We start from the raw sequence: 20752 nt of genomic DNA on the forward strand, positions 1-20752 counted from the left end.
AATACAATATAGTCTCCCTCTATACTACCTATTTTTTTGAGAAAGGGAAGTTTTTACTTTTGCTAAAGGGGAAACTCCCCGAGAACTTCGCATTCGAAAATCCGGGGAGTGACAGGCACCGCCTATTCTTCTGCTTTTTGAAAGAGTGCTTCTGGTACCATTTCGAATCCTTCGATCATGGTGTTTTCTTCTAGTTCAATCATGAGGTAGATTTTTCCGTTTAGATGTACTTGGCGGACATGGCGTAGTTCTGGTGGACTAATGGAAAGGTCCGCTACTTTTGTTTTTACTTTTATTGATTTAGATGAATACTTCGGTAAGATGTTACTTGCCTTTAACTCATAATTTCCATCATCAATCACGGTCTTAAATGCTTCTTCTACTTTTTCGGTATCAACGTCTTTTACACCACTTGTTCTTAGGACCTTTTCAACATCTTTATAGTCTAACTTAGGAACTTCTTCCTCTTCGTTTTCTTCAATTACACGATGAATTTCGTCATAAACATTGGATAGTGTTGATGTATTAATTTTATCTCCGGCTACTTTTTTAACGATTTCTTCAAAGACTATCTTGTCATCCTCAGCGGTCATGGTTTCTTCTGCATTCAACACTTCATCGATGAAGTGATAGCTTAACTCATACTTCTTCCCAGCCGAATATAACACATGATTGACGTCTGCAGCATTATCCGAAAAACAAGGGAAAAGAAATCCTGATAACGGTGCCTTCAAGTTGATAATGGGGTCTACCACAATATTATATTTAAACTGCTTCTCCACATAGTCAAAGAGTAATTCTTTTTTCGGATCTTGTGTACTATTCATGCTACATAAAATAAATGAATTGGAGAATACTGTATCCCGCTCATTTTCTTCTGTTTCCTCATTGCGACGCTTCACTGGCTTCATATATTCTCCACGAATAAAGGTAACCACAATATCCATCTCATATTGCTTATCATGTAACATTTTCTCTACCAATCGAAGCATATGGCTCTTCCATTCTTCTGTATCCCTACTTAATAATCCTTGATGAAGAATCAACTGGCTATTATCTTCTACATCACGTTGGAACTTTAACTCAAATAATTTTTCATCCAACTGACCGGATAGTACTTTTTTAAAATTATCCATAAATAGTTCTTTCTGTTCTTCTTCAAGCATCTCAAATGGGAAACTTTGATGATGATAAATATCGCTTGATTCCTTCATAATATACACGTAAAAAATTTCATGTATTTTCAATAAATCATTGTTTACTTTGAACTGTCGTTTAAAATTTGCTATGTCCTTTTTGTTCAATGTTATTACACTCCTAGGCAGATTATCGTAATAGTTTCCACACACATTCTATCATTTTAACATGAATCGATTAGTATCATAATCAATTTGTCCATGTGTTTCGTATACGGAATAATGTTTTCTCAAATAATAATGAAAATAGCTAATACTTGGAGGGCAAACATATTGAAAGAAGAAAATGTCATAAAGGAACTCAACGAATATTTACAAGGGGAATACATGGGAATACATTCTTATGAAGACATTATCCACCATACCCAGGAAGCCGAAATTAAAACAGTGCTCCAACGTATCCAAATAGACCATAAGGAACATGCTGCAAAAGTAGCAGAAAGAATTCAGAATCTCGGTGGGAAGGCAGTACATGATAATGGTTTCAAGCTTTCCATTAGTGAAAATATGATGAGACTAAAAGGAATACCGAACGAAACGAACGACATCATTAAAACGGCAATAGACGGCCAACAAATGGGTATTCAGAAGACAGAAGAAATTGTTCGAGGAGATTTAGACCCAGAAAGCAGGAAGTTAGTAGAAGAGAATTTAAACGAAGACAGGGAACATATTAACCAATTGAACAATCTAATACATTAGAATACGCAAGGGCTGACAACTATTAATAGCATCAGCCCTTAAGGTTTTCCTCCATTAAAACAAGTAATAAATAGAGGCTATAAATTCCCAAATAAGACCCAGTAATCAGGAAATAGGGATTTAGGAAAATCGCATGGATATTTGTCATTAATACGGTATTGTCTTTAATGATCTGATAGATGGACGAGGCAGCTATATTTCCAAATACTAATGATGAAATAATTGCACTTAGATTAAACACAACTCGCATCATGACCCATTTCTTTTTTAAAACATACATTAGCAAGGGAAAAATAATACTACCTAATACTAATAAAACTTTCATGTGAGCACCTTCTCGCAAAGTGTAGGTATGATTAGTATGCGCATTTCCCTACCACATTTAATCCTATTTCCACAAAATTGATCCATTCATACCACAATCTGTGAATAGTACGATTTTATCCTGAGACAATAGTAAAAAAGTTATAGGAGGAATTTCAAATGAAAAACAACAAGAAAGCTGGACTAAAAAATGCATTTGAACAGCAAAACAAAAAAGGAAAAGAAATAGCTAAAAAAGATGGATTTCGTTATGATTATAATGATTCTTCCGATTTTCAGGGAGAAAAATAGTTAATTGTAAGAGGGGGGATATATATTTTGAAACTTGTTGGCGTATCGGCAACATTAGCAGGAAATAAGACATCGCAGGCTGTTCATGATGTATTAGCAGCCGCTACTCTTATTGATTCTAGTATTCATACAGAGTTAATTGATCTAAGGGAATATGAGGTTGAATTTTGTCGTGGAGAACCATTAACCTATTATAATGATGACACGTGGAACGTAGTTAAAAAAATACTGGACGCTGACTTTGTCGTATTTGGCACACCCATCTATCAGGCATCTATTTCAGGTGTATTAAAAAACCTACTAGATTTCTTCCCGGAATATGCTTTTAAAAATAAAGTCACTGGAATTATTGTAACTGGAGCTTCAGAAAAACATTTTCTTGTACCAGAAAATCATTTAAAACCAGTCCTTTCCTACTTGCGAGGATTGGTGCCATCAACGAATGTTTTCGTACATAATGATTTCTTTGATGTGGAGAGTGATGAAATTATCAATGACAAAATTGCAAAGCGCATTCATCATTTAGCCGAAGAGATGATTTTCTTACAACGGAGCATTATAGAGCGAATGAGAGATTAGGTGTAAAGGAAATCAAGCATAGAATCAAACCTAGTATACCTAAATTCATCAATTCAAACTAGATTTCCCTTATGGATAAATTCTATAGATAGAATAACGTTGTATACTCTTCCAAACTTTTAACGGGAAGGGTATACTTTATATCGGCAACCCACAATGTCTTTATTTCTGTTGGTAATTTACTTGTTCTTTAAAGAACCACTTAAAGTAAATATGAGATAAATAGTTCGTAAACCACATGGTCATTATACTCCAATACCATGTCCATTTTTTATACTTAATTAGATTAGTGTACTTAAGAAGAATTACTTCTAACGTGGTTATAACTCCCGAATGGAAAAAATAATAAAGCAGTTTTATAAAGTAATTCCTCTTTTCAGGGTAATACAAGTTAAACAACGCGCATAATCCAGGATAAACAAAGTATTCAAACGTAAAACTGGACTTAATGGTTTTTTTGAAAAAGAGACGATAAGGATAGGAAATCAGGTTTTTTTCAACTACTAGTAACCCAAAAAGCCATGTAATTAATTGTTTAAATAAAAATGCTACTTGTGCTTCTCGAATTCTATTTTTGGGAACGAACTTAATCAATAATAATGCCATAACACCCCATGCTGATAGTTCAACTGTTTTTTCTAACCTTTTGCTCACTTGTATTCACCTCGATAAATATAGGGTGGCTAATTTACTGCATTCTTATGTATTTTGTTTAATTCTTATATAGTAAATAATTGCGAAAGGCTAACTACCAAACAGTTACTAATATTTTTCTCACACACCCATTCCTTAAGAATAAGATACAGTAAAAAAGGAATGAGTACATTGCCTACTTTTCCAGTCCAGATTGTTACCTTACAGGTTAGTGGTGGTTCCCAGAAAATTATCAATTATCCTCAAGTAGTTCAGATGCAAAATCAATCACTAGAGAGATTTATCAATCAAGCTATCATTCAAGAAACACAAGCATTAATAAATCAGCAAGTTGCTAATATGCCATCAACCGTCGTAGAAATGCTAGGTACTTATGAGATAAAAAATAACCAACGAGATGTTTTAAGTATCTCCCTCACCAATTATACCTATCACGATAAAGCTGCTCACGGAATGACATATATTAAATCGTTAACGTTTGATTTAGAATCCGGAAAGAAATGTGAACTGAAAGAACTTTTTAAACCAGATAGTAACTACGTAGAAATTTTATCCGCAAATATTCAGCAACAAATTGCCCAACGTGACATCCAGCTTATCGAGGATTTTACTGAAATAAGTCCCAATCAGGACTTCTACATTGCTGATAAAACACTTGTAATTTATTTCCAATTATATGAAATAACGCCATATGTGTATGGTTTTCCTATGTTTCCAATTTCCGTTTATGATATTCAGGATATTATTAGGGAGGATGGTCCACTGGGGAGAATGGCGGAGAATAATTAATCAAAGACAAATAACCAGGAGAATCTACTGGATAACATGTAGATTCTCCCCAATTTCCTACTAACTATTCACTTCTATTTGTTGCTCCGTATGCTCATGGAGACCTTCTTCATTTTGTACATGAATGACTATGTGATATATACCCTCTTCATCAAATGAATAAGAACTTGTGTATTCTCCTGAAACAGATTCCTCAGTATCAATCCAATCAGGCGTTTCTGAACCTTCTTTTTTAATTTCATAACGGACCCTAGCTTGTTCAAGAGGTTCATTATCCATTTGTAAATGTACGGTAAGTTCTACATCTTGATTTACTTTAACATCCACTGGTTGCACAAAATGCATACTAAATCCATCCGTATGCCCGTGTTCATGTCCTTCTTCATCATGATGGTCTTCGTGTTCATCCTCATGCTTAGCACTTATACCATTACCGACTGTAATGGCTTTTTTGGGCATGGTGTGTAATTCTCGTGCTGTTGTATGGGCATAAATTTCATAAACACCATCTGTTTCAAAAGAAACCTCTGCAGTATATGTGCCATCTTCGTTATTGATTGACTCGACCGTAGTAGTATTATCATCGTCTCCTTGTAACCAGTATTCAAAATTAACCTCGTCCGCATCTTTCACTTCTTCATCACCATATGTCACAATTGCCTTTAATACTACAGTTTCACCAACACCAACTTTTTCTGGTACTTCAAAATCAACTTCTAGCATTTTTAACTCTTCTGTTTCCTGTCCTGCTTTATTCTCTGTATCATTGTTACATGCAGTTAATATAGTTAATAATAAAACGAACATTACCATCCAGATTTTTCTCATTTTCGCTTTCCTCCATTAGTTCTTTAATGATGTTTGCTACAATTTAAACCATTACCATTCATTTTTAGAAAAATTGCTTCCATTGCTTCACTATAACTGTAAACCTTTCCGCCAAATCCTTTCACGAATTTATCGGCAAGTTCTTTCCACTCAAATGTTAATACTTGGGGATGGCAACACCCCATATGAACAGATGTATCCATAATATACCAAGCTAATGGCGCACTTATCGTTGTTTGCTTAAAAAAGTCCGGACAAATAGCTTGCATTACTTGTTCCCCCAATTGACGGGAACGAAGCAGTCCACAATGTGCACAACATGCCAATTCAATTTTATTATTCGGTAGAAATAAACGATATGCCATGCGCTCGTTTACTTTCCGTTTACAAAGCACACACTCATCAGAAACAGAGCGCTTACTAACATTCATGTCAGCAAGCATTACTCCACCAAACGTCTTTATTACTGTTCCTTCTTCCATTAAAGGCTTTAAATCCCGGTGAATAGTCATCTCTGATACACCAATCTCTTTACTTAGTTCGGAGATTTTCATGTTTTTCCTTTCAAGAATTAATTCTTTAATACGGTTTTGCCGTTCAATTGGTAACAATAATTTCGCCCCCTAACTTTGAAGACTTTTATCAAATTGCAACAAACTCTAACAAGAATGTATCAGTACTAACAGAACTAATCAATAAATTTTCTGTGAATATTTTGCGAAAGTGTTGATAAATTGGCTAAAGTTCATAAAATGTTTAAAAAGATACCCATGAAGTGAATTCATATTATAAATATCAAATTCAAACATATAATGTACCGTTAAATAAAAGATGAGGTGGTGAATATCTATATGAATGAAACAATTTACTTAGAAGTAATAGGAATGCATTGCCAGGATTGTCCTAAAAAAGTGGAAAGATCTGTTTCAAAATTAGATGGGGTAAGCCAAGTAAAAGTAAATTATGAAACTGAAAATGGATATGTAACGTACAACAAAGAATTAACAGACATTAGTGATATCATGCATAGGATTAATAAAATGGGATTTGAAGCAAAAGTTTCTAAAGAAGCACCCATCAAGAATTAATTACGGATACCAAAATAATACTTATAATAACCCACACCTTTGATCCTTTCTCTTTAAAATCAACAGGCACCTACAAAAGCTGTTATATTAGCATGTATAGGTGCCTTATTTCTCACTAATTCTATAGCTTTAAGACAGTCAATTGTTAGATTTATAGAATGTTTTTGGTTAGAATACATTAGTTCGTTGATTAATAATCTATATATTCTTCCCTTTCCCATGTATGGACCTGAGTTCGATACGCTTCCCACTCCATCCGTTTTGCCAAAATAAAGTGATTACTAATGTGCTCACCTAATACATTAGTGATTACTTCATTCGTCTCAAAGGCCGCAACAGCTTCCTCTAGGTCTTTTGGAAGACTTCCAATGCTAATACGTTCTTTTTCTTCCTCGGACATTTGGTAGATATTTTGATTAACAGGTTTATTCAATTCCAGTCTATTTTTAATACCATCTAGTCCTGCGGCAAGCATGACCGCTATGGCTAGGTATGGGTTTGCAGATGGATCAGGATTTCTCAATTCAATCCGAGTGCTCATCCCTCTACTAGCCGGAACACGGACAAGTGGGCTACGATTTTTCTCAGACCATGCAATATAACATGGGGCTTCATAACCTGGTACTAAGCGCTTATACGAGTTAACGGTTGGATTTGTGATAGCTGCAAAACTATAAGCATGCTTAAGAATACCTGCTAAATACTGTTTCGCTGTTTCACTTAGCCCCTGCTCATCTTTTTCGTCATAAAAGGTATTTTCCTTGCCACGGAAAAGCGACTGGTGGCAGTGCATTCCGGAACCATTTACACCATAAAGTGGCTTTGGCATAAATGTTGCATGAAGCCCTTGCTTTCTTGCAATATTTTTCACCACTAGTTTAAAGGTCTGGATTTGGTCTGCTGCCTCCACTGCATCTGCGTATTTGAAATCAATTTCATGCTGCCCGGGAGCTACTTCGTGGTGGGACGCTTCGATTTCAAATCCCATCTCTTCTAGGGTTAGAACGATTTCTCTTCTGCAGTTTTCTCCAAGATCAACCGGAGACAAGTCAAAATAACCTCCATTGTCATTCAGCTCCATCGTTGGCCTGCCTGTATCATTAGTTTTAAATAAGAAGAATTCCGGCTCTGGACCAACATTCATGGCAGTAAATCCTAGATTCTTTGCTTCCCCCAATATTTTTTTCAACGTTCCCCTTGGATCACCAGGAAATGGATTTCCATCTGGTAAATACACGTCACATATAAGTCTAGCAATCTTACTTTCATTCGCTTCCCAAGGAAAGATGAGCCAGGTATTTATGTCTGGGTATAAATACATGTCAGATTCTTCAATGCGTACAAATCCTTCTATCGATGAACCATCAAACATGATTTGATTATTTAAGGCTTTTTCCAGCTGACTTACTGGTATTTCTACATTTTTAATCAAGCCGAATAAATCAGTGAATTGTAAACGAATATAGCGAACATTCTCCTGTTTTGCGATTGTTAAAATTTCTTCCTTCGTGAATGGTTTTCCCATGCTCTTTCCTCCTAATAGTTTTCTTAATTTTTTTGTTATTAGTTTGTTAGATTCGCTTTTGATGTAGTCATTAGTCTACGATGTCGACATTGTATAATTCTAGCCACATATTTATTTGTGCTATATGGGCGATAAGTTGTGGTCCTGTCATGAGTTGCCCAAACCAAGGAACCTTAAAAGAGGCACCGTCTGAATCAATAATTTCTTTTACTTGATGTTTGGACACTAATTCTAGTATTGGGGAGCTATTGTTTTCGATTATGCTAGTAAGCATTTGTTTTACTAGTTTCATATACGCTGGATTGTGGGTTTTAGGGTATGGGTTTTTCTTCCGGTATAAAACAGAATGAGGTAAAACTCCTTCTAAAGCCTTCCGTAAGATTCCTTTCTCCATACCTTCTAATTGTTTCATCTCCCATGGAATATTCCACACATACTCCACCAACCGGTGATCAGCAAATGGAACTCGGACTTCTAAACTAGCACGCATACTCATGCGGTCCTTTCGCTCCAACAAGGTAGCCATAAACCATATCATATTTAAATAGAATAACTCCCTGCGTCGCGCTTCTATCGGACTTTCACCTTCTAACTTTGGCACCTCGAGTAATGTTTTCCGGTATCGATCTCTAACGTAGTCTTCTAGATTTAATTTTTTCTGCCAATGTGGTAATAGTAGACTGTGTCTTTCCGATTCCGATTTCATCCATGGAAAATGGTCTGCTTGTAATAATTCTTTTCTATAGAACCATGGATAACCACCAAAAATTTCATCCGCACATTCTCCTGACAATGCCACCGTAACATCTTGTTTTATTTCTTCTGAGAACCAAAGGAGAGAAGAGTCAATATCAGCCATTCCGGGTAAGTCTCTTGCCATTACCGCATCTTCCAACCGATTAGCAAGTACTTCTTGAGAAATAACTTTTGCATGATGAACAGAGCCAATATGTTGCTTCATCTTTTCTATCCATGGTCGGTCTTCATCTTGTTGAAATAAGTTTGATTGGAAAAATTCACTATTATGTTCATAATCTATCGAATACGTATGAAGTTTTCCTTTTCCCTGTTGCTTAAAATGATTTGCAGCAATTGCACTAATAGCACTGGAGTCAAGCCCGCCTGATAAAAATGTACTAACAGGTACATCGGCAATTAGCTGCCTTACAACAGCATCTTCCACAAAATATCTCACTTGTTCTACCGTTTCTGTCAGTGTTTCGGTATGTTCCCGGCTTTCCACATTCCAATACCGTTTGGTTTGAATTCCATTACGATCAAACAGGAGAATATGTGCTGGTCTTAATTCGTTTATTCCTTTATAAATACCATGTCCCGGTGTACGGGAAGGACCTAAACCGAATACTTCTTGCAAGCCTCCACGGTCTATTTCTGCTTTCACATCTGGATGGGCTAATATCGCTTTAAGCTCCGATCCAAATAGTAGGGTACTATTGATTTGTTTATAAAATAATGGCTTAACCCCTAGACGATCTCTCGCTAAAAATAGTTTTTCCTGTTGATGTTCCCAAACAGCAAAAGCATAAATACCATTTAGCCGCTCCACACAATTTTCTCGCCATTCGATGTAAGCATGGAGGAGTACTTCCGTATCGGAATGGGACCCGAATACATACCCGCGACTAGATAACTCTTTCCGAAGTTCCTCTGTATTATAAAGCTCACCATTATAGATAATTGTAAAAGAATGCCCTCTTTGGGATTGCCTTGTCATTGGCTGTGCGCCACCAGTAGGATCAACAACAATAAGTCTGGTATGTCCTAGCGCCACGTGTTGGTCTATAAAGACATTGGTAGCATCCGGACCACGCTTTTCTAATGTTTGCGTCATTTTCTTCATGGTCGATTCTTCTTGCTTTAGATTTTGTTTCCAATCAATCCATCCTGTAATTCCACACACGTAACATCACTCTCTTTTCTATGATTTTTGCTTTCTTTGTTGTGGCTGTAATTAAATGTTAGCATCGTGAGCGTTAAAAATATTTAGACTGTTTGATATAAAATTTGCATTTTTTGCATCTATTTGGGCAAATAAAAAACACCTAAACCAATTTGGTAGGTGCTCTTTTTTAGAAATATATTAGGTTAGCGAATTTCAGATGGGCTTTTACCGGTATATTGTTTAAACTGACGGCTGAAAAAGTGGAGGTTCGTGTAACCTAATGCTTCAGACACTTCGGTTACACTCATTCCGGTATAACATAGTAAGTGCTCAGCTCTTTTTATCCGGACTTCGACTATATAAGACCTGACAGATTGGCCGATGATTTCCTTGAATTTACGGGAGAAATAACGAGGAGAGAAGTTCGCACGAGTAGCGAGACTCTCTACTGTATGATGATCACCAGGATGTTGTTGGACGTAGTTTGCAACTTCTTTGATAGCGGATAAGAGTGTCTGTTGCATGAGGGGGGTATTTTTTTCGTCCTGTTGCTCTTCTCGTAATAACTGAATCATTAATTGTTTAAGGATTAGTTTCGCTTCTGTTTCTGCTCCAAATGTTTCCATTAAAAATAATCGGACATATCTAGTTAGAAGTGATTCAAACATAATTGTATCTTGAATTATACGGTATGCCACTGGTTTTACAATAGGTTCATTTTCGAAGTCAAAGTGGATATAAGTCATTAGCAGTGGTTTCTGTGGATTATGTGTTGCCGTAACCCAGTCTCCTGGATGGAAGAAAAAACAGCTTCCTCGTTTGATTGAATGTTCTCTCCCATTTAAAATTAATTCCCCTTCCCCTCTCCAAACATATACTAAATCATAATTGGGTAGAGGTACTTTTCGTTTCCATTGCCAGTTAGGTTCGCATGTTATCGTGGCAAATACTGGCTTTAAGATAAATTGTTCTGGGTTTAGCTCTAGCATACCTCTCCCCTCTCTACAGATAGTATCCACTATACTTTAATTCTTGGTAAGGTGACTCACTTCCCCAGATACTCTCGACGTCCAACAATGTTCAGGAAGCGATCCGTACCCCAAATTATTCCTATGCAACAAACTGGGTAAGATTACATATATTAAGTGGCAGTTATAGTTTTCATCTGTTTCACTTCAATCATTTTTTCAACAGTTTTTTACAATGATTTCTGCCTTAATTATTAACTGGAGATAGGATAAGTTTTCATATATACTAGCTAATTCGCTAATTAATATGATAGCCCCTCTTAAAGGTTAGACGCTATTTTAAAATACCTAAATACGAAACCCAAGGCCCTACATCCGTTCTATATCTATTAGCCATTACCCGCACAATTTGAGCAATATGAGTTAAATCATGAACGACCCAGGTAGAGAGTAATTGCTTGAGCGTTACTTCGCCAAATTCAGGATGTATACCCGTTAAGTCAAAGTTGGATTCAGAGTCTATAAGGGTTTTTAGTTTTTCTAAACTTTCTGCCCTTATTACTTTAAATTCCTCCAATTTTTCCTCGATAGTTCTTTCAGGCTTTTGAAGATGGGAAAATCGATCATATGGCGGAAAATGACTGTCTCTTTCTGTAAGAATAATAGATTCTACTCTCGGAATCCAATCGGTCTTATCCCCTTCAATTAAATGGTCTACTATTTGTGAAGCATTCCATGTCCCTTCACCCTCATGACACTGGAGCCAATCATCCGATAACCTCGATAGAAAGTATTCGAGTGTTTTTGGTGTTCTTTCTAAAACTTCTATTGCCTCATACAAATTAAAGTTCATGCCATTTCCCCCTTTAAATAACTACTTTTAAATCATTATACTGTTTGCTATTAAGTATTTATACTTCATTTGAAAAGAAAAGAATCTAGGACAATACTTATAAATATTGTCCTAGTCACTTTAAATAATTTTAGATATTAGATAGCCGATACTAAGTATTATTTAAGGTATTCCACTATATTCCAATTTCTCTCATCTTCATTGTAACTTTCTCAACCCTACTATCCCAATCCTTACCATCAAATTTGGAAAGCTTCATTTCGCTCAAGATAGCTCCATCACGCATAAACATAATTCTCTCCGTTCTTGCTGCAACATTTGCATCGTGAGTTACTAACATGATTGCGGTACCTTCTGCATTTATTTCAGAAAAAATGTCCATAATTTCATGAGCTGATTTTGAGTTCAGTGCACCTGTTGGCTCGTCTCCAAAAAGAATTTTCGGGCTATTCATAAGCGCTCGACATATACCTGCACGCTGAAGCTGACCACCTGAAACCTGTGTGATATCACGATTTTCAAGATCTGCTATACCTACTCTTTTCATAAGAGTCTTAGCCTTCGCGGAAATAGTAGTCGTATTTTTTCTATTATCTCTTACAGATGGTAGAATAATATTATCTAGGATGTTCAGGTTTTTCAGCATCGTTGGCTGTTGAAAAACAAATCCCATTTTTGTTCGACGGATATCAGAAAGTTCTTTCTCTCCTAGCCCTGACAAATTCTTACCATCGAAAACGACCTTGCCACCATCCACACTGTCCATTCCACTCAGCGCAAACATCAGTGTTGATTTCCCTGAACCGGATGGTCCCATAACTGCAACAAACTCGCCCTCATTAATTTCTGCAGATACTCCGTCAAGAACCTTGTGCTTTTCATCGCCCTCCCCGAAAGATTTTACTATATGCTCACCGATAATAATTTTATTCAAAAGCTTTCACTCCTTTATGTTTTCGGATATTTTTATTTTCCCTGCACCCGATGTACCGATTAATGTAGCAATCAGTACTGCACATATCATTAAAAGCGGACTAAATAGATATGCTGATAGCGGATTGATCGTAAAACTAAAAGTCGACGCTCCAAAAGAGGATATCACAACGCCCGCAAGCATCTCTCCAAGTGTATTCGCTAAAAGCGTACCGAGAATAATACCGACAAGCAACACGAAAACAGAGCGCGAAACATACTGTACCGTAACATCCGAGTTCGTGAATCCAAGCGACTTCATGACAGCAATGGAATATTTGTCCTTTGCAACAAGCATTTTCATAAATAACAATGTAACCAATACCATAATAGCCAGTGCAATAGCAATAGAAGCGTAGGAAGCCATTTCGACAGAACTTATGGTCGAGCCAAGGGTTTGAGAAACAAATTCATCAATATCAGAAGCCTTCGCGAAGTCAAATTCATTTGAATATGTTAATACCTTGCTGTCGACAAGAGATTCATCTGAAAGTTCAACACAGACGATGGTCCATATGATGCTAGCCGAATTGTCGTTAAATACACCCTTTGCAGTTTTACCTCCGTTCGTAACATCGGAGTATAATCCGGTTACTGTAAGAGCTTTCTCCTTACCATCAATCACTAGTGTAATAATATCTCCGACCTTCTTACTCATCTCACTAGCATTTATGTCGGAAAGTGCAATTTCGTCATCACGAGCAGGCGCTCTTCCCTCTGAATATGCTATAGGAAATAACGAGTGGTCACCGAGTTCAACTTTTATATTTTCTTCTGACCCATTACTAGTTTTTACTTTAAAAGTCTTTGTTGTCATCACTGTATACTTTGAAACATCATTATCACTGTCTATCGTCTGCACAATTTCTTCCGTTTGGTCTGCATTATTGGTCTGAATGCGTAGATCATAGTTACCAATCCCCATATATTGGATGAAGCCTTTGGAAGAAATCGTGTTATATAGGTTCTGTGGAACAATAATGATAAATGCCGAAATTACTAAAACTACTAAACTGGTAACATAAAGTTTTTTCCTTGTTAGAACATCTTTAATTCCTAGAAAAATATTCGTATTAAAGAGCTTGTTTCTGTTCAGGTTAAAGCGTTTTGCGTAAACCGTTTTCTCCTGGGATATGCCAAATCGTATTGCCTCCGCAGCAGATATTTTCTTGAAGCGCTTCAATACTCTGTTTACATAGAGAATGATTACAAGGAATACAAGGAGGATACCGAATATCCCGAAAATTAAACCCAAAGACGATTTTTCACTTTCCCCCATAAACAGACGAATATTTTCAAGTAGTATACCTTTGAATATAAAAGAGAGAATGATTCCGAGAATACTTCCTACAGCTGCAATCACTGCGTATTTCGCAAGATAAATCTTCTTTATATCAGAAAGACGAAGCCCTATTGCTTTCATCACACCAATTTCACGGTAATCATCTTCAATTTTTGCCAGTAGTGTAAAGCGAATGCTCATTAATGCTATTACGACGACAAGTACGCTTACAAGAAGGATAACTGCAATCATCATTCCATCAGAAATAGCATTCATTGTTTTGAACAACGTATATGTAACTGTTGGCCCATTTGCTTCAAGCCCTTCGGAAGCATAGGCTGTTTCAAATTCGCCTATTGCTGAGTAATCATTTAATCTAAACTCAATCAAATACTCCATACTTCCATGGTCTTTTAATTCAGCGAAATCATGGTTACTTACTAAAAATCGCTTTGATGCGGAAAGCGATGAATTCATGGTCGAATCACGGAGAAATCCCGCAACGGTAAATTCCTTTCCGCTTATTAGGGCCTTGTCACCGACCTTAGTTGTGTTGTCCTTCATATAGGTAACTGGAACGTAAATCTCACCATCGGTTACCTTGATAATATCTCCTTTAAGATCAAGAAGATAATCGAATTTATCATTCTGTATACTAAGGCCATTATCCTGAACACTATGGGCAAGTGAATTATTACCCAGATTGATTTGTGTGCCATCTATGTTGAGAAATTCAACCACTTGATAGTCATCAACATTACTATTCTCTTTGGAAAAAGCTGCAAGTCTCTCTCTATCAATTTCACCGGAATGCATCTGCATAAAATGCGGAGTTTTGGCTTGTGTCATTAGGTTATCTAAGGCTCCAGAAAGATTGACAACTAGTATCGCTGCTAGTGATACAAGCATAGCCGCAGCAGCAACAAATATCACCGTTGTCAGTGTTATTAATTTACTCTTTAACATATCATTGCGGATTATTCTGTTATACATATGCCACCTCTGTTTCTATGTCTAGTGTAGAATCTACTAATTTATTTATCTCTACCTTTATTCCTCGCTGCCAAATATCTGAATAACTTCCATAAGACTACCGCTCTCGGTACCGAGCATCCTTTCTGCGTTAAAAACAAAAGCCTGGATACGGCGAACTCGCTCTTCAGTTGTCATTTCCACCATATCATCATCAAAAACAGTATTCATATAAGTCACAATCATCTCCATGCACTCATAGGGATACGGTGTGTTAAATTCCCCCTGTTCAATGCCCTCTTGAATTATATCCGCCATGATAGGTGTCACACCATTGATGATTACCTTTTGTATTTTCTGATGCATTAACGCATTCTGTGGCTTGTGAATATGCTCCATAATTTCTTTGCTACTCCCACCACTTAAATTAAGTGATAGAACGACACGAACAATTCGTTCCATAATAGGAATACGATTGTCGGCTGCAATTTTGTTTGCAGTGTCTAGAAGCTGATTGCTATACCTTTCAATCAATGCATCCATTAGGTCTTCCTTTGATTTGAAATAATAATATAGTGTTCCGCGTGCAATTCCGACTTTATCGAGAATATCGTTTGTCGTAGTACCATCAAATCCCTTTTGACCAAAAAGCTCATCCACCGCATCAAGTATTTCATTTTTACGGATATCAGGCTTTTTAACTACTCTCAATTTACTATCACCTCCTACCGACCGACTGTCTGTCTATAATAGAATAGCACTATATTATGTAGAATTTATGTATTTATTGTAAAAAATTTGTAAATTCAATATTGTGTTGCACACCTTTTATAGAAAGAGAGGCCCTTGGATTTACACCCAAGAGCCTGAATCGATTTATAATTAATTTGGATAAATACTATCAGGAAGCCATAAACACCTCTAAACTAACTTACGATAGTAGAAATAATACATACTCAAAGGCCACCATAAAACGGCAAAGATTGGATAAATAGCCCAGATGGCATTTGGTGAGTAGAAAATATTAACACTGATAAAAAACAGACTAATGAATAGTGCTGCACTTATAGAAAAGGCAAAACTAGATTTTCTCTCGATGTGATAGATGGTCAGCGGCCACCATAGGATAACAAATGCCGGAAACATGGCCCATGGATTCGATGGGGCTAGATTAATATTTAAGAAAACGTAATAAAGGATAAATAGAATACTTATTGAGCTGGCTACAAACATATTAGCATTCCGTTTTCCTAGAATGGAGATAATGGGCCATAATACAATAGGTGCAGCAGCATATAAAACCCATGGATATCCTGGTGTTTTTATGCTATTTTCCATTATTAAAAAGACTAAAATAATGAAACTACCGACCATCGAAAACAGGATGTGTTTTTTCTCAAAGATGCAGTAAAGTCCCAGCGGCAATAATAACAGCAAAACAGTAGGATATATAAACCAAGGATACTCCTCACTTGTTATAAAGTTAACAACGATTAAAAATATGATTGTTATCGTAGAGCCTGTAGCAACAAAACCCCATTGATATTTTTTCATGTTACTCCCCCCTTTTTAATTTTAACCACCGATAATACATCGACAAAGGCCACCATAGAACTGCAAATGTTGGATATACAAACCAGATGACCTGAGGACTATAATAAAAGTTAATAAAAGTAAACAATCCAATAATCAACAAACTTCCCCAAATGGAATATTCTAAGCTCAGTTTTCTATTTTTCAAAACACTTGGTTTCCTGACAGATAATTCTGCAGAAACCCCAAGTTCTTTTTTCAATTCATCAATATCTCCAAATTCAACAATTGCTTTATTAATGGCATCTTCTTCTTCCTTTCCCTGCTCGATTAAGTCCCAGACCTTCTCTTCCAGATTTTGTAGCACTTCCTGTACGACAACCTCTTTTCGATCACTATCCGGAACGTCCTTAAACAAATCGTTCACATGCTGAGTTAACTTTTTCAATTCAATCCCTCCATAAATATATCAATTACATCCTTCAATTCTTTCCATTCTTCAACTGTCTCTTTAAAGTAGGCTTTTCCCAGTGTGGTAATGCGGTAATACTTCCTTTTGCCACCCTTAGATTCATTTCCAAAGTACGATTCAATTAATTCTTTTTTCTCCAATCGTTGAAAAACAGCATACAGTGTCGCTTCTTTAATCTCGAATCGCTGATTTGTGCGGCGTGCAATCTCCTTCGAAATATCATAGCCATATCGATCCTTTTCTAAGATTAACCGCAAAATAATGGAATCCAAATGTCCACGAATAATATCACTTCTAATCAAGTTACTGCTCCTTTCTCCAAAGTACTTTGCCTCATAGAGTTCTATCTGATAGAGTAATTATATGTTAATGTACTCTATCTGTCAAAGTAATTTTTATTTATTTGCAAATAATTTGCAAACTAGTGCAAACTGTATGTAAATCTTTATATTATACAGCACTGCGCATTTCTTATCTAACATGCTTCAATGAATGGACAAGCGCCCCAAACAAGCAATTGTAATCCATCCCCTTAGATGCTTGAGCATAACAGGTTCAGTTTTGAGTAAAAAAGTAGAGGTACGATTCACAAATGGATTCGTACCTCTACGTGTATACTATTATTTAGGTTATTTTTCAAACGCAGTTTCATAGATTATATGTATTTTTATTTATAAATTCCTTATATCCTGAATTAGTGTTGGTAAACCGTGATGAAATAAATGCTGTTCACCTTCAAGTTCTCTAATGATTGATTGTGGAAGCTTTTCTACGTATGCTACATGATGTGAAAAAGGTACTATTTTCTCATCACGACTATGATAAAGAAACAAATGGGGTATAGCATGGAGGTGCTGTTCAAAATTACTTTGAAGGATAAAATCCTTTAATTGCCAATTTTTATCATATCCCCAAAATGGTGCTGCAATAACAAACAAGCCCGATAATTTAAAATTGAAGGTTTCTTCTGCAAGATATTTTATTAGTACAGATCCACCTAATGAATGACCAACTAAAATGACCTCTCCTGTTAATTTACTAAATTCCTTATCAAGCTGTTCTTTCCAAGGTAAATACTTAGGATTTACTGGTTCAGGCATATTAGGATGTATAACTTGGTAATTATCACTTAGCTCTTTTTTGAGATAGGTTATAAAGTTACTACTTCCATGTTTTGGTCCTTGTGGTCCAGCACTATGTATAAACAGCACGGTCCTTTTCATAATTACAACTCCCTTCTATACTTAGAATTACAAAAATAAAATAAGAATGCATCAAAAATAAGCAATATGCTTTCACAAACACTATATTAAGTCTAACATAATTTACTAAGTGATTTTACTATTCTTTTTTTTCTTACTACTTAGGATCTATATTATTGTTATTTTCTATATAAAATGGGATGCTAATAGCACCCCATTAATTGATGTTCCTTTACTTATTGCGTTCCATAACCGAAACTGTTTGTTTTTTAATTGTATTTTACGTACGCTTTTTCTTTTTTCTTGAAGAATCTACCTTCTTACTTCCCGTTTCCCTTGTTGTCGTTCCTTGACCTTCAATTTCTGGTGAACTTAAGCCATTTGTTAAGGGATTAGCTTTTCTTTTTGACATACACGATTCACCTCCATGTATAGTATTTCTGAAAATAGTGTAATTATGTTTGATAATTGGCAGCCAAGAAGCTGACGTGGATTATACATAAAGATGTAAACCAGTAGTAAATGAGAATAGAAAAAAGCACACCCCCATAAATAGGAATATGCTTTAGTATTTAATATTTCATTGAAATCATTCGAAAAGTTAATAACAAGCAATTAACCGTCATTTTGATTAAACATATATCACTGTATACCTCTAATTGTTTCAAACTTGACAACACTTCGCTTTTTAATCAATTAACAACGCATTCAACATTATTCGAGAAGTGCCAGGCACCGTATTTAGGGTTGGACTGGTTTTCTCCAAATGCCTAATAATATTGCTGATATAATGGTTCCTATTGCTAGTGATAATAGGAAGTAGAGTGCATTATCTGCTAGTGGGGTAACAAATATACCACCATGTGGTGCTGGTATAGCTGTGTTAAAGAACTGAGTTAATCCTCCGGCAATCGCAGCACCCACTAATGAAGATCCAATGACACGTAACGGATCAGCTGCAGCAAAAGGAATTGCTCCTTCTGTAATAAAAGAAAGGCCCATAACATAGTTTGTTACACCTGATTTTCGTTCTTCCTCAGAGAATTTATGCTTAAAGAACGTACTTGCTAATGCAATGGCTAGAGGTGGTACCATCCCGCCAGCCATAACTGCTGCCATTAAGCTTCCATCTCCTGTATCTGTAAAAATGCCGATAGAAAACGCATAGGCTGCTTTATTAAATGGCCCCCCCATATCAATTGCCATCATTCCACCAAGAACGATGCCAAGTATCACAGCATTACCCGTTCCAAGGTTTTGTAAGAAATCAACCATAGCAGTATTAATCGTTGCAAAGATAGGTCCAAATACAAAGTACATTAAAATTCCTGTAAAGAATAATCCAAGTACCGGGTAAAGTAATATTGGCTTAAGGCCTTCAAGGGTTTTAGGTAGCCCTCGCAAAACCTTTCTCAATAAGAGTACGACATATCCAGCTAAGAATCCGGCAACTAAACCACCTAAAAATCCAGCATTACTATTAACCGCAATTAATCCTCCAACCATACCTGGCATCAACCCTGGACGGTCAGCTATACTTAGTGCAATAAATCCAGCAAATATTGGGATTAAGAAATTAAAAGCATTTCCACCAATTTCATTTAGGAAAGTAAAGGTTGTACTCTCACTACCTAAGATACTTTCAAAAAGAAATGAAAGGGCAAGTAGTATTCCACCACCTACAACAAATGGAAGCATATGGGATATCCCATTCATTAGATCTTTATAAATTCTTCCCCATATAGAGTTTGCCTTGTCTTCCATTTCATCGGCATTTCGTTCACTACCATCACTGTGGAAAATAGGCGCATCCTGATTAACTGCCTTCGTAATTAGTTCCTCTGATTTTTTGATGCCATCTGCAACAGGACGTTGAAGAACATGTTTTCCATCAAAACGGGCCAAATCTACTTTTTTACTTGCTGCGATAATAACAGCATCAGCACGATTGATTTCCTCTTCGGATAAAGCATTTTTAGCTCCTTCTGACCCTTGCGTTTCTACACGGATATCCACATTCAATTCCTTGGCTTTTTTCTTTAATGCATCTTCTGCCATGTACGTATGTGCAATCCCAGTTGGACAAGCAGTGATGGCAACTATAAATGGTTTATTCCCTAATGGTTGCTCATCTTTAGCATCCTCTTTTTCTACTTCCTCTTGTTCCTCTGCGAATAAAGCGTGAACTTCCTCCGGTGATGATGCATCTTTTAATTGATCAACAAAATCTTTTTCAATTAACTGTCTAGAAAGTGCTGCTAACGTTTCTAAATGGGTGTTATTTCCCCCTTCAGGCACAGCAATCATGAAAAACAGATATGCTGGTTGTCCATCGAGAGATTTATACTCTACCCCTTTTTTACTTTTAGCAAAAAGTACCGTTGGTTCTTTTACCGCCTTATTTTTGGCATGTGGCATAGCAATTCCATCGCCAAGACCTGTTGACGTTTGAGCCTCCCGCTTTAAAATGGCATCCTTAAATTCTGCAACATCGGTAAGGATGCCGCTTCTGTTAAGGCTTTCAATCATTTCGTCGATTGCAGATTCTTTCTCGGTTGCCTGCAAATCAAGGATCATGATGTCCTTTCTTAGTAGATCTGTAATCTTCATTCTTACCAC

At 36.4% G+C, this 20752-nt stretch carries 23 protein-coding genes; 5 read left to right on the forward strand and 18 right to left on the reverse strand.

What is annotated here, in order from left to right:
• Window positions 1–122: 122 nt before the first annotated feature.
• Window positions 123–1304 carry a DUF4317 domain-containing protein gene (locus TY11_RS19280; protein WP_042150104.1) on the reverse strand — a complete coding sequence of 394 codons (1182 nt, stop codon included), beginning with the start codon at window positions 1302–1304 and terminating at the stop codon, window positions 123–125.
• 165 nt (window positions 1305–1469) lie between these two features.
• Here TY11_RS19280 and TY11_RS19285 point away from each other — a divergent pair, with 165 nt between their 5' ends.
• Entirely contained in the window at window positions 1470–1898 is a 429-nt protein-coding gene (locus TY11_RS19285) for a ferritin-like domain-containing protein (protein ID WP_197025130.1), read from the forward strand.
• Window positions 1899–1929: 31 nt separating this feature from the next.
• Here the strand turns inward: TY11_RS19285 and TY11_RS19290 are convergent, their stop codons facing one another.
• Window positions 1930–2223 (reverse strand): hypothetical protein, encoded by a 294-nt coding sequence (locus tag TY11_RS19290; protein ID WP_042150106.1) that lies wholly within the window; start codon window positions 2221–2223, stop codon window positions 1930–1932.
• Window positions 2224–2381: 158 nt separating this feature from the next.
• On the opposite strand from TY11_RS19290, the gene TY11_RS21025 reads away from it, so the two are divergent.
• Window positions 2382–2513 carry a hypothetical protein gene (locus TY11_RS21025; protein WP_255342711.1) on the forward strand — a complete coding sequence of 44 codons (132 nt, stop codon included), beginning with the start codon at window positions 2382–2384 and terminating at the stop codon, window positions 2511–2513.
• Window positions 2514–2540: 27 nt separating this feature from the next.
• On the forward strand, window positions 2541–3092 hold the full coding sequence (locus tag TY11_RS19295; RefSeq protein WP_042150108.1) for an NADPH-dependent FMN reductase: 552 nt from the start codon (window positions 2541–2543) through the stop codon (window positions 3090–3092).
• Between the two features lie 162 nt (window positions 3093–3254).
• Here TY11_RS19295 and TY11_RS19300 read toward each other — a convergent pair whose 3' ends face one another.
• Window positions 3255–3746 carry a CBO0543 family protein gene (locus TY11_RS19300; RefSeq protein WP_197025131.1) on the reverse strand — a complete coding sequence of 164 codons (492 nt, stop codon included), beginning with the start codon at window positions 3744–3746 and terminating at the stop codon, window positions 3255–3257.
• Window positions 3747–3917: 171 nt separating this feature from the next.
• On the opposite strand from TY11_RS19300, the gene TY11_RS19305 reads away from it, so the two are divergent.
• Window positions 3918–4535 carry a DUF3298 and DUF4163 domain-containing protein gene (locus tag TY11_RS19305; protein WP_369797426.1) on the forward strand — a complete coding sequence of 206 codons (618 nt, stop codon included), beginning with the start codon at window positions 3918–3920 and terminating at the stop codon, window positions 4533–4535.
• 60 nt (window positions 4536–4595) lie between these two features.
• Here TY11_RS19305 and TY11_RS19310 read toward each other — a convergent pair whose 3' ends face one another.
• Window positions 4596–5363 (reverse strand): FixH family protein, encoded by a 768-nt coding sequence (locus tag TY11_RS19310; RefSeq protein ID WP_042150111.1) that lies wholly within the window; start codon window positions 5361–5363, stop codon window positions 4596–4598.
• A 23-nt stretch (window positions 5364–5386) separates the two neighbouring features.
• Window positions 5387–5974 carry a DeoR family transcriptional regulator gene (locus TY11_RS19315; protein WP_042150113.1) on the reverse strand — a complete coding sequence of 196 codons (588 nt, stop codon included), beginning with the start codon at window positions 5972–5974 and terminating at the stop codon, window positions 5387–5389.
• Between the two features lie 240 nt (window positions 5975–6214).
• Here TY11_RS19315 and TY11_RS19320 point away from each other — a divergent pair, with 240 nt between their 5' ends.
• Window positions 6215–6451 (forward strand): heavy-metal-associated domain-containing protein, encoded by a 237-nt coding sequence (locus TY11_RS19320; RefSeq protein ID WP_042150115.1) that lies wholly within the window; start codon window positions 6215–6217, stop codon window positions 6449–6451.
• Between the two features lie 190 nt (window positions 6452–6641).
• On the opposite strand, the gene glnA is transcribed toward TY11_RS19320, so the two are convergent.
• From glnA to TY11_RS19380, 13 genes are all read right to left on the reverse strand, one after another.
• Complete coding sequence (gene glnA, locus TY11_RS19325) at window positions 6642–7976, reverse strand: type I glutamate--ammonia ligase (protein WP_042150118.1); 1335 nt, start codon at window positions 7974–7976, stop codon at window positions 6642–6644.
• Window positions 7977–8046: 70 nt separating this feature from the next.
• On the reverse strand, window positions 8047–9897 hold the full coding sequence (gene asnB / locus TY11_RS19330; RefSeq protein WP_042150121.1) for an asparagine synthase (glutamine-hydrolyzing): 1851 nt from the start codon (window positions 9895–9897) through the stop codon (window positions 8047–8049).
• Window positions 9898–10082: 185 nt separating this feature from the next.
• Window positions 10083–10868 carry a helix-turn-helix domain-containing protein gene (locus tag TY11_RS19335; RefSeq protein ID WP_042150123.1) on the reverse strand — a complete coding sequence of 262 codons (786 nt, stop codon included), beginning with the start codon at window positions 10866–10868 and terminating at the stop codon, window positions 10083–10085.
• A gap of 313 nt (window positions 10869–11181) precedes the next feature.
• Window positions 11182–11700 carry a DinB family protein gene (locus TY11_RS19340; protein ID WP_042150125.1) on the reverse strand — a complete coding sequence of 173 codons (519 nt, stop codon included), beginning with the start codon at window positions 11698–11700 and terminating at the stop codon, window positions 11182–11184.
• Between the two features lie 175 nt (window positions 11701–11875).
• Entirely contained in the window at window positions 11876–12634 is a 759-nt protein-coding gene (locus TY11_RS19345) for an ABC transporter ATP-binding protein (RefSeq protein ID WP_042150128.1), read from the reverse strand.
• 6 nt (window positions 12635–12640) lie between these two features.
• Entirely contained in the window at window positions 12641–14947 is a 2307-nt protein-coding gene (locus TY11_RS19350) for an ABC transporter permease (protein ID WP_042150129.1), read from the reverse strand.
• 57 nt (window positions 14948–15004) lie between these two features.
• Window positions 15005–15637 (reverse strand): TetR/AcrR family transcriptional regulator, encoded by a 633-nt coding sequence (locus TY11_RS19355; protein WP_042150132.1) that lies wholly within the window; start codon window positions 15635–15637, stop codon window positions 15005–15007.
• 210 nt (window positions 15638–15847) lie between these two features.
• A complete protein-coding gene (locus TY11_RS19360) occupies window positions 15848–16480 on the reverse strand; it encodes a hypothetical protein (protein WP_042150133.1) in 633 nt (210 codons plus the stop codon).
• A 1-nt stretch (window position 16481) separates the two neighbouring features.
• On the reverse strand, window positions 16482–16907 hold the full coding sequence (locus TY11_RS19365; RefSeq protein WP_042150135.1) for a permease prefix domain 1-containing protein: 426 nt from the start codon (window positions 16905–16907) through the stop codon (window positions 16482–16484).
• Window positions 16904–17233 (reverse strand): PadR family transcriptional regulator, encoded by a 330-nt coding sequence (locus TY11_RS19370; RefSeq protein ID WP_042150138.1) that lies wholly within the window; start codon window positions 17231–17233, stop codon window positions 16904–16906. The genes TY11_RS19365 and TY11_RS19370 overlap by 4 nt, the downstream gene beginning before the upstream one ends.
• Before the next feature lie 369 nt (window positions 17234–17602).
• Window positions 17603–18154: an alpha/beta fold hydrolase gene (locus TY11_RS19375; RefSeq protein ID WP_042150141.1), complete on the reverse strand. Its 552-nt coding sequence runs from the start codon at window positions 18152–18154 to the stop codon at window positions 17603–17605.
• A gap of 259 nt (window positions 18155–18413) precedes the next feature.
• On the reverse strand, window positions 18414–18545 hold the full coding sequence (locus TY11_RS20320) for a YuzL family protein (RefSeq protein ID WP_081755998.1): 132 nt from the start codon (window positions 18543–18545) through the stop codon (window positions 18414–18416).
• A 329-nt stretch (window positions 18546–18874) separates the two neighbouring features.
• Window positions 18875–20743, reverse strand: a complete 1869-nt coding sequence (locus tag TY11_RS19380) for a PTS fructose transporter subunit IIABC (RefSeq protein WP_042150144.1) — start codon at window positions 20741–20743, stop codon at window positions 18875–18877.
• Window positions 20744–20752: the final 9 nt, after the last annotated feature.

The sequence above is a fragment of the Paucisalibacillus algeriensis genome (assembly GCF_000577245.1).
In the GTDB taxonomy this organism is placed as follows: Bacteria; Bacillota; Bacilli; order Bacillales; family Amphibacillaceae; genus Ornithinibacillus.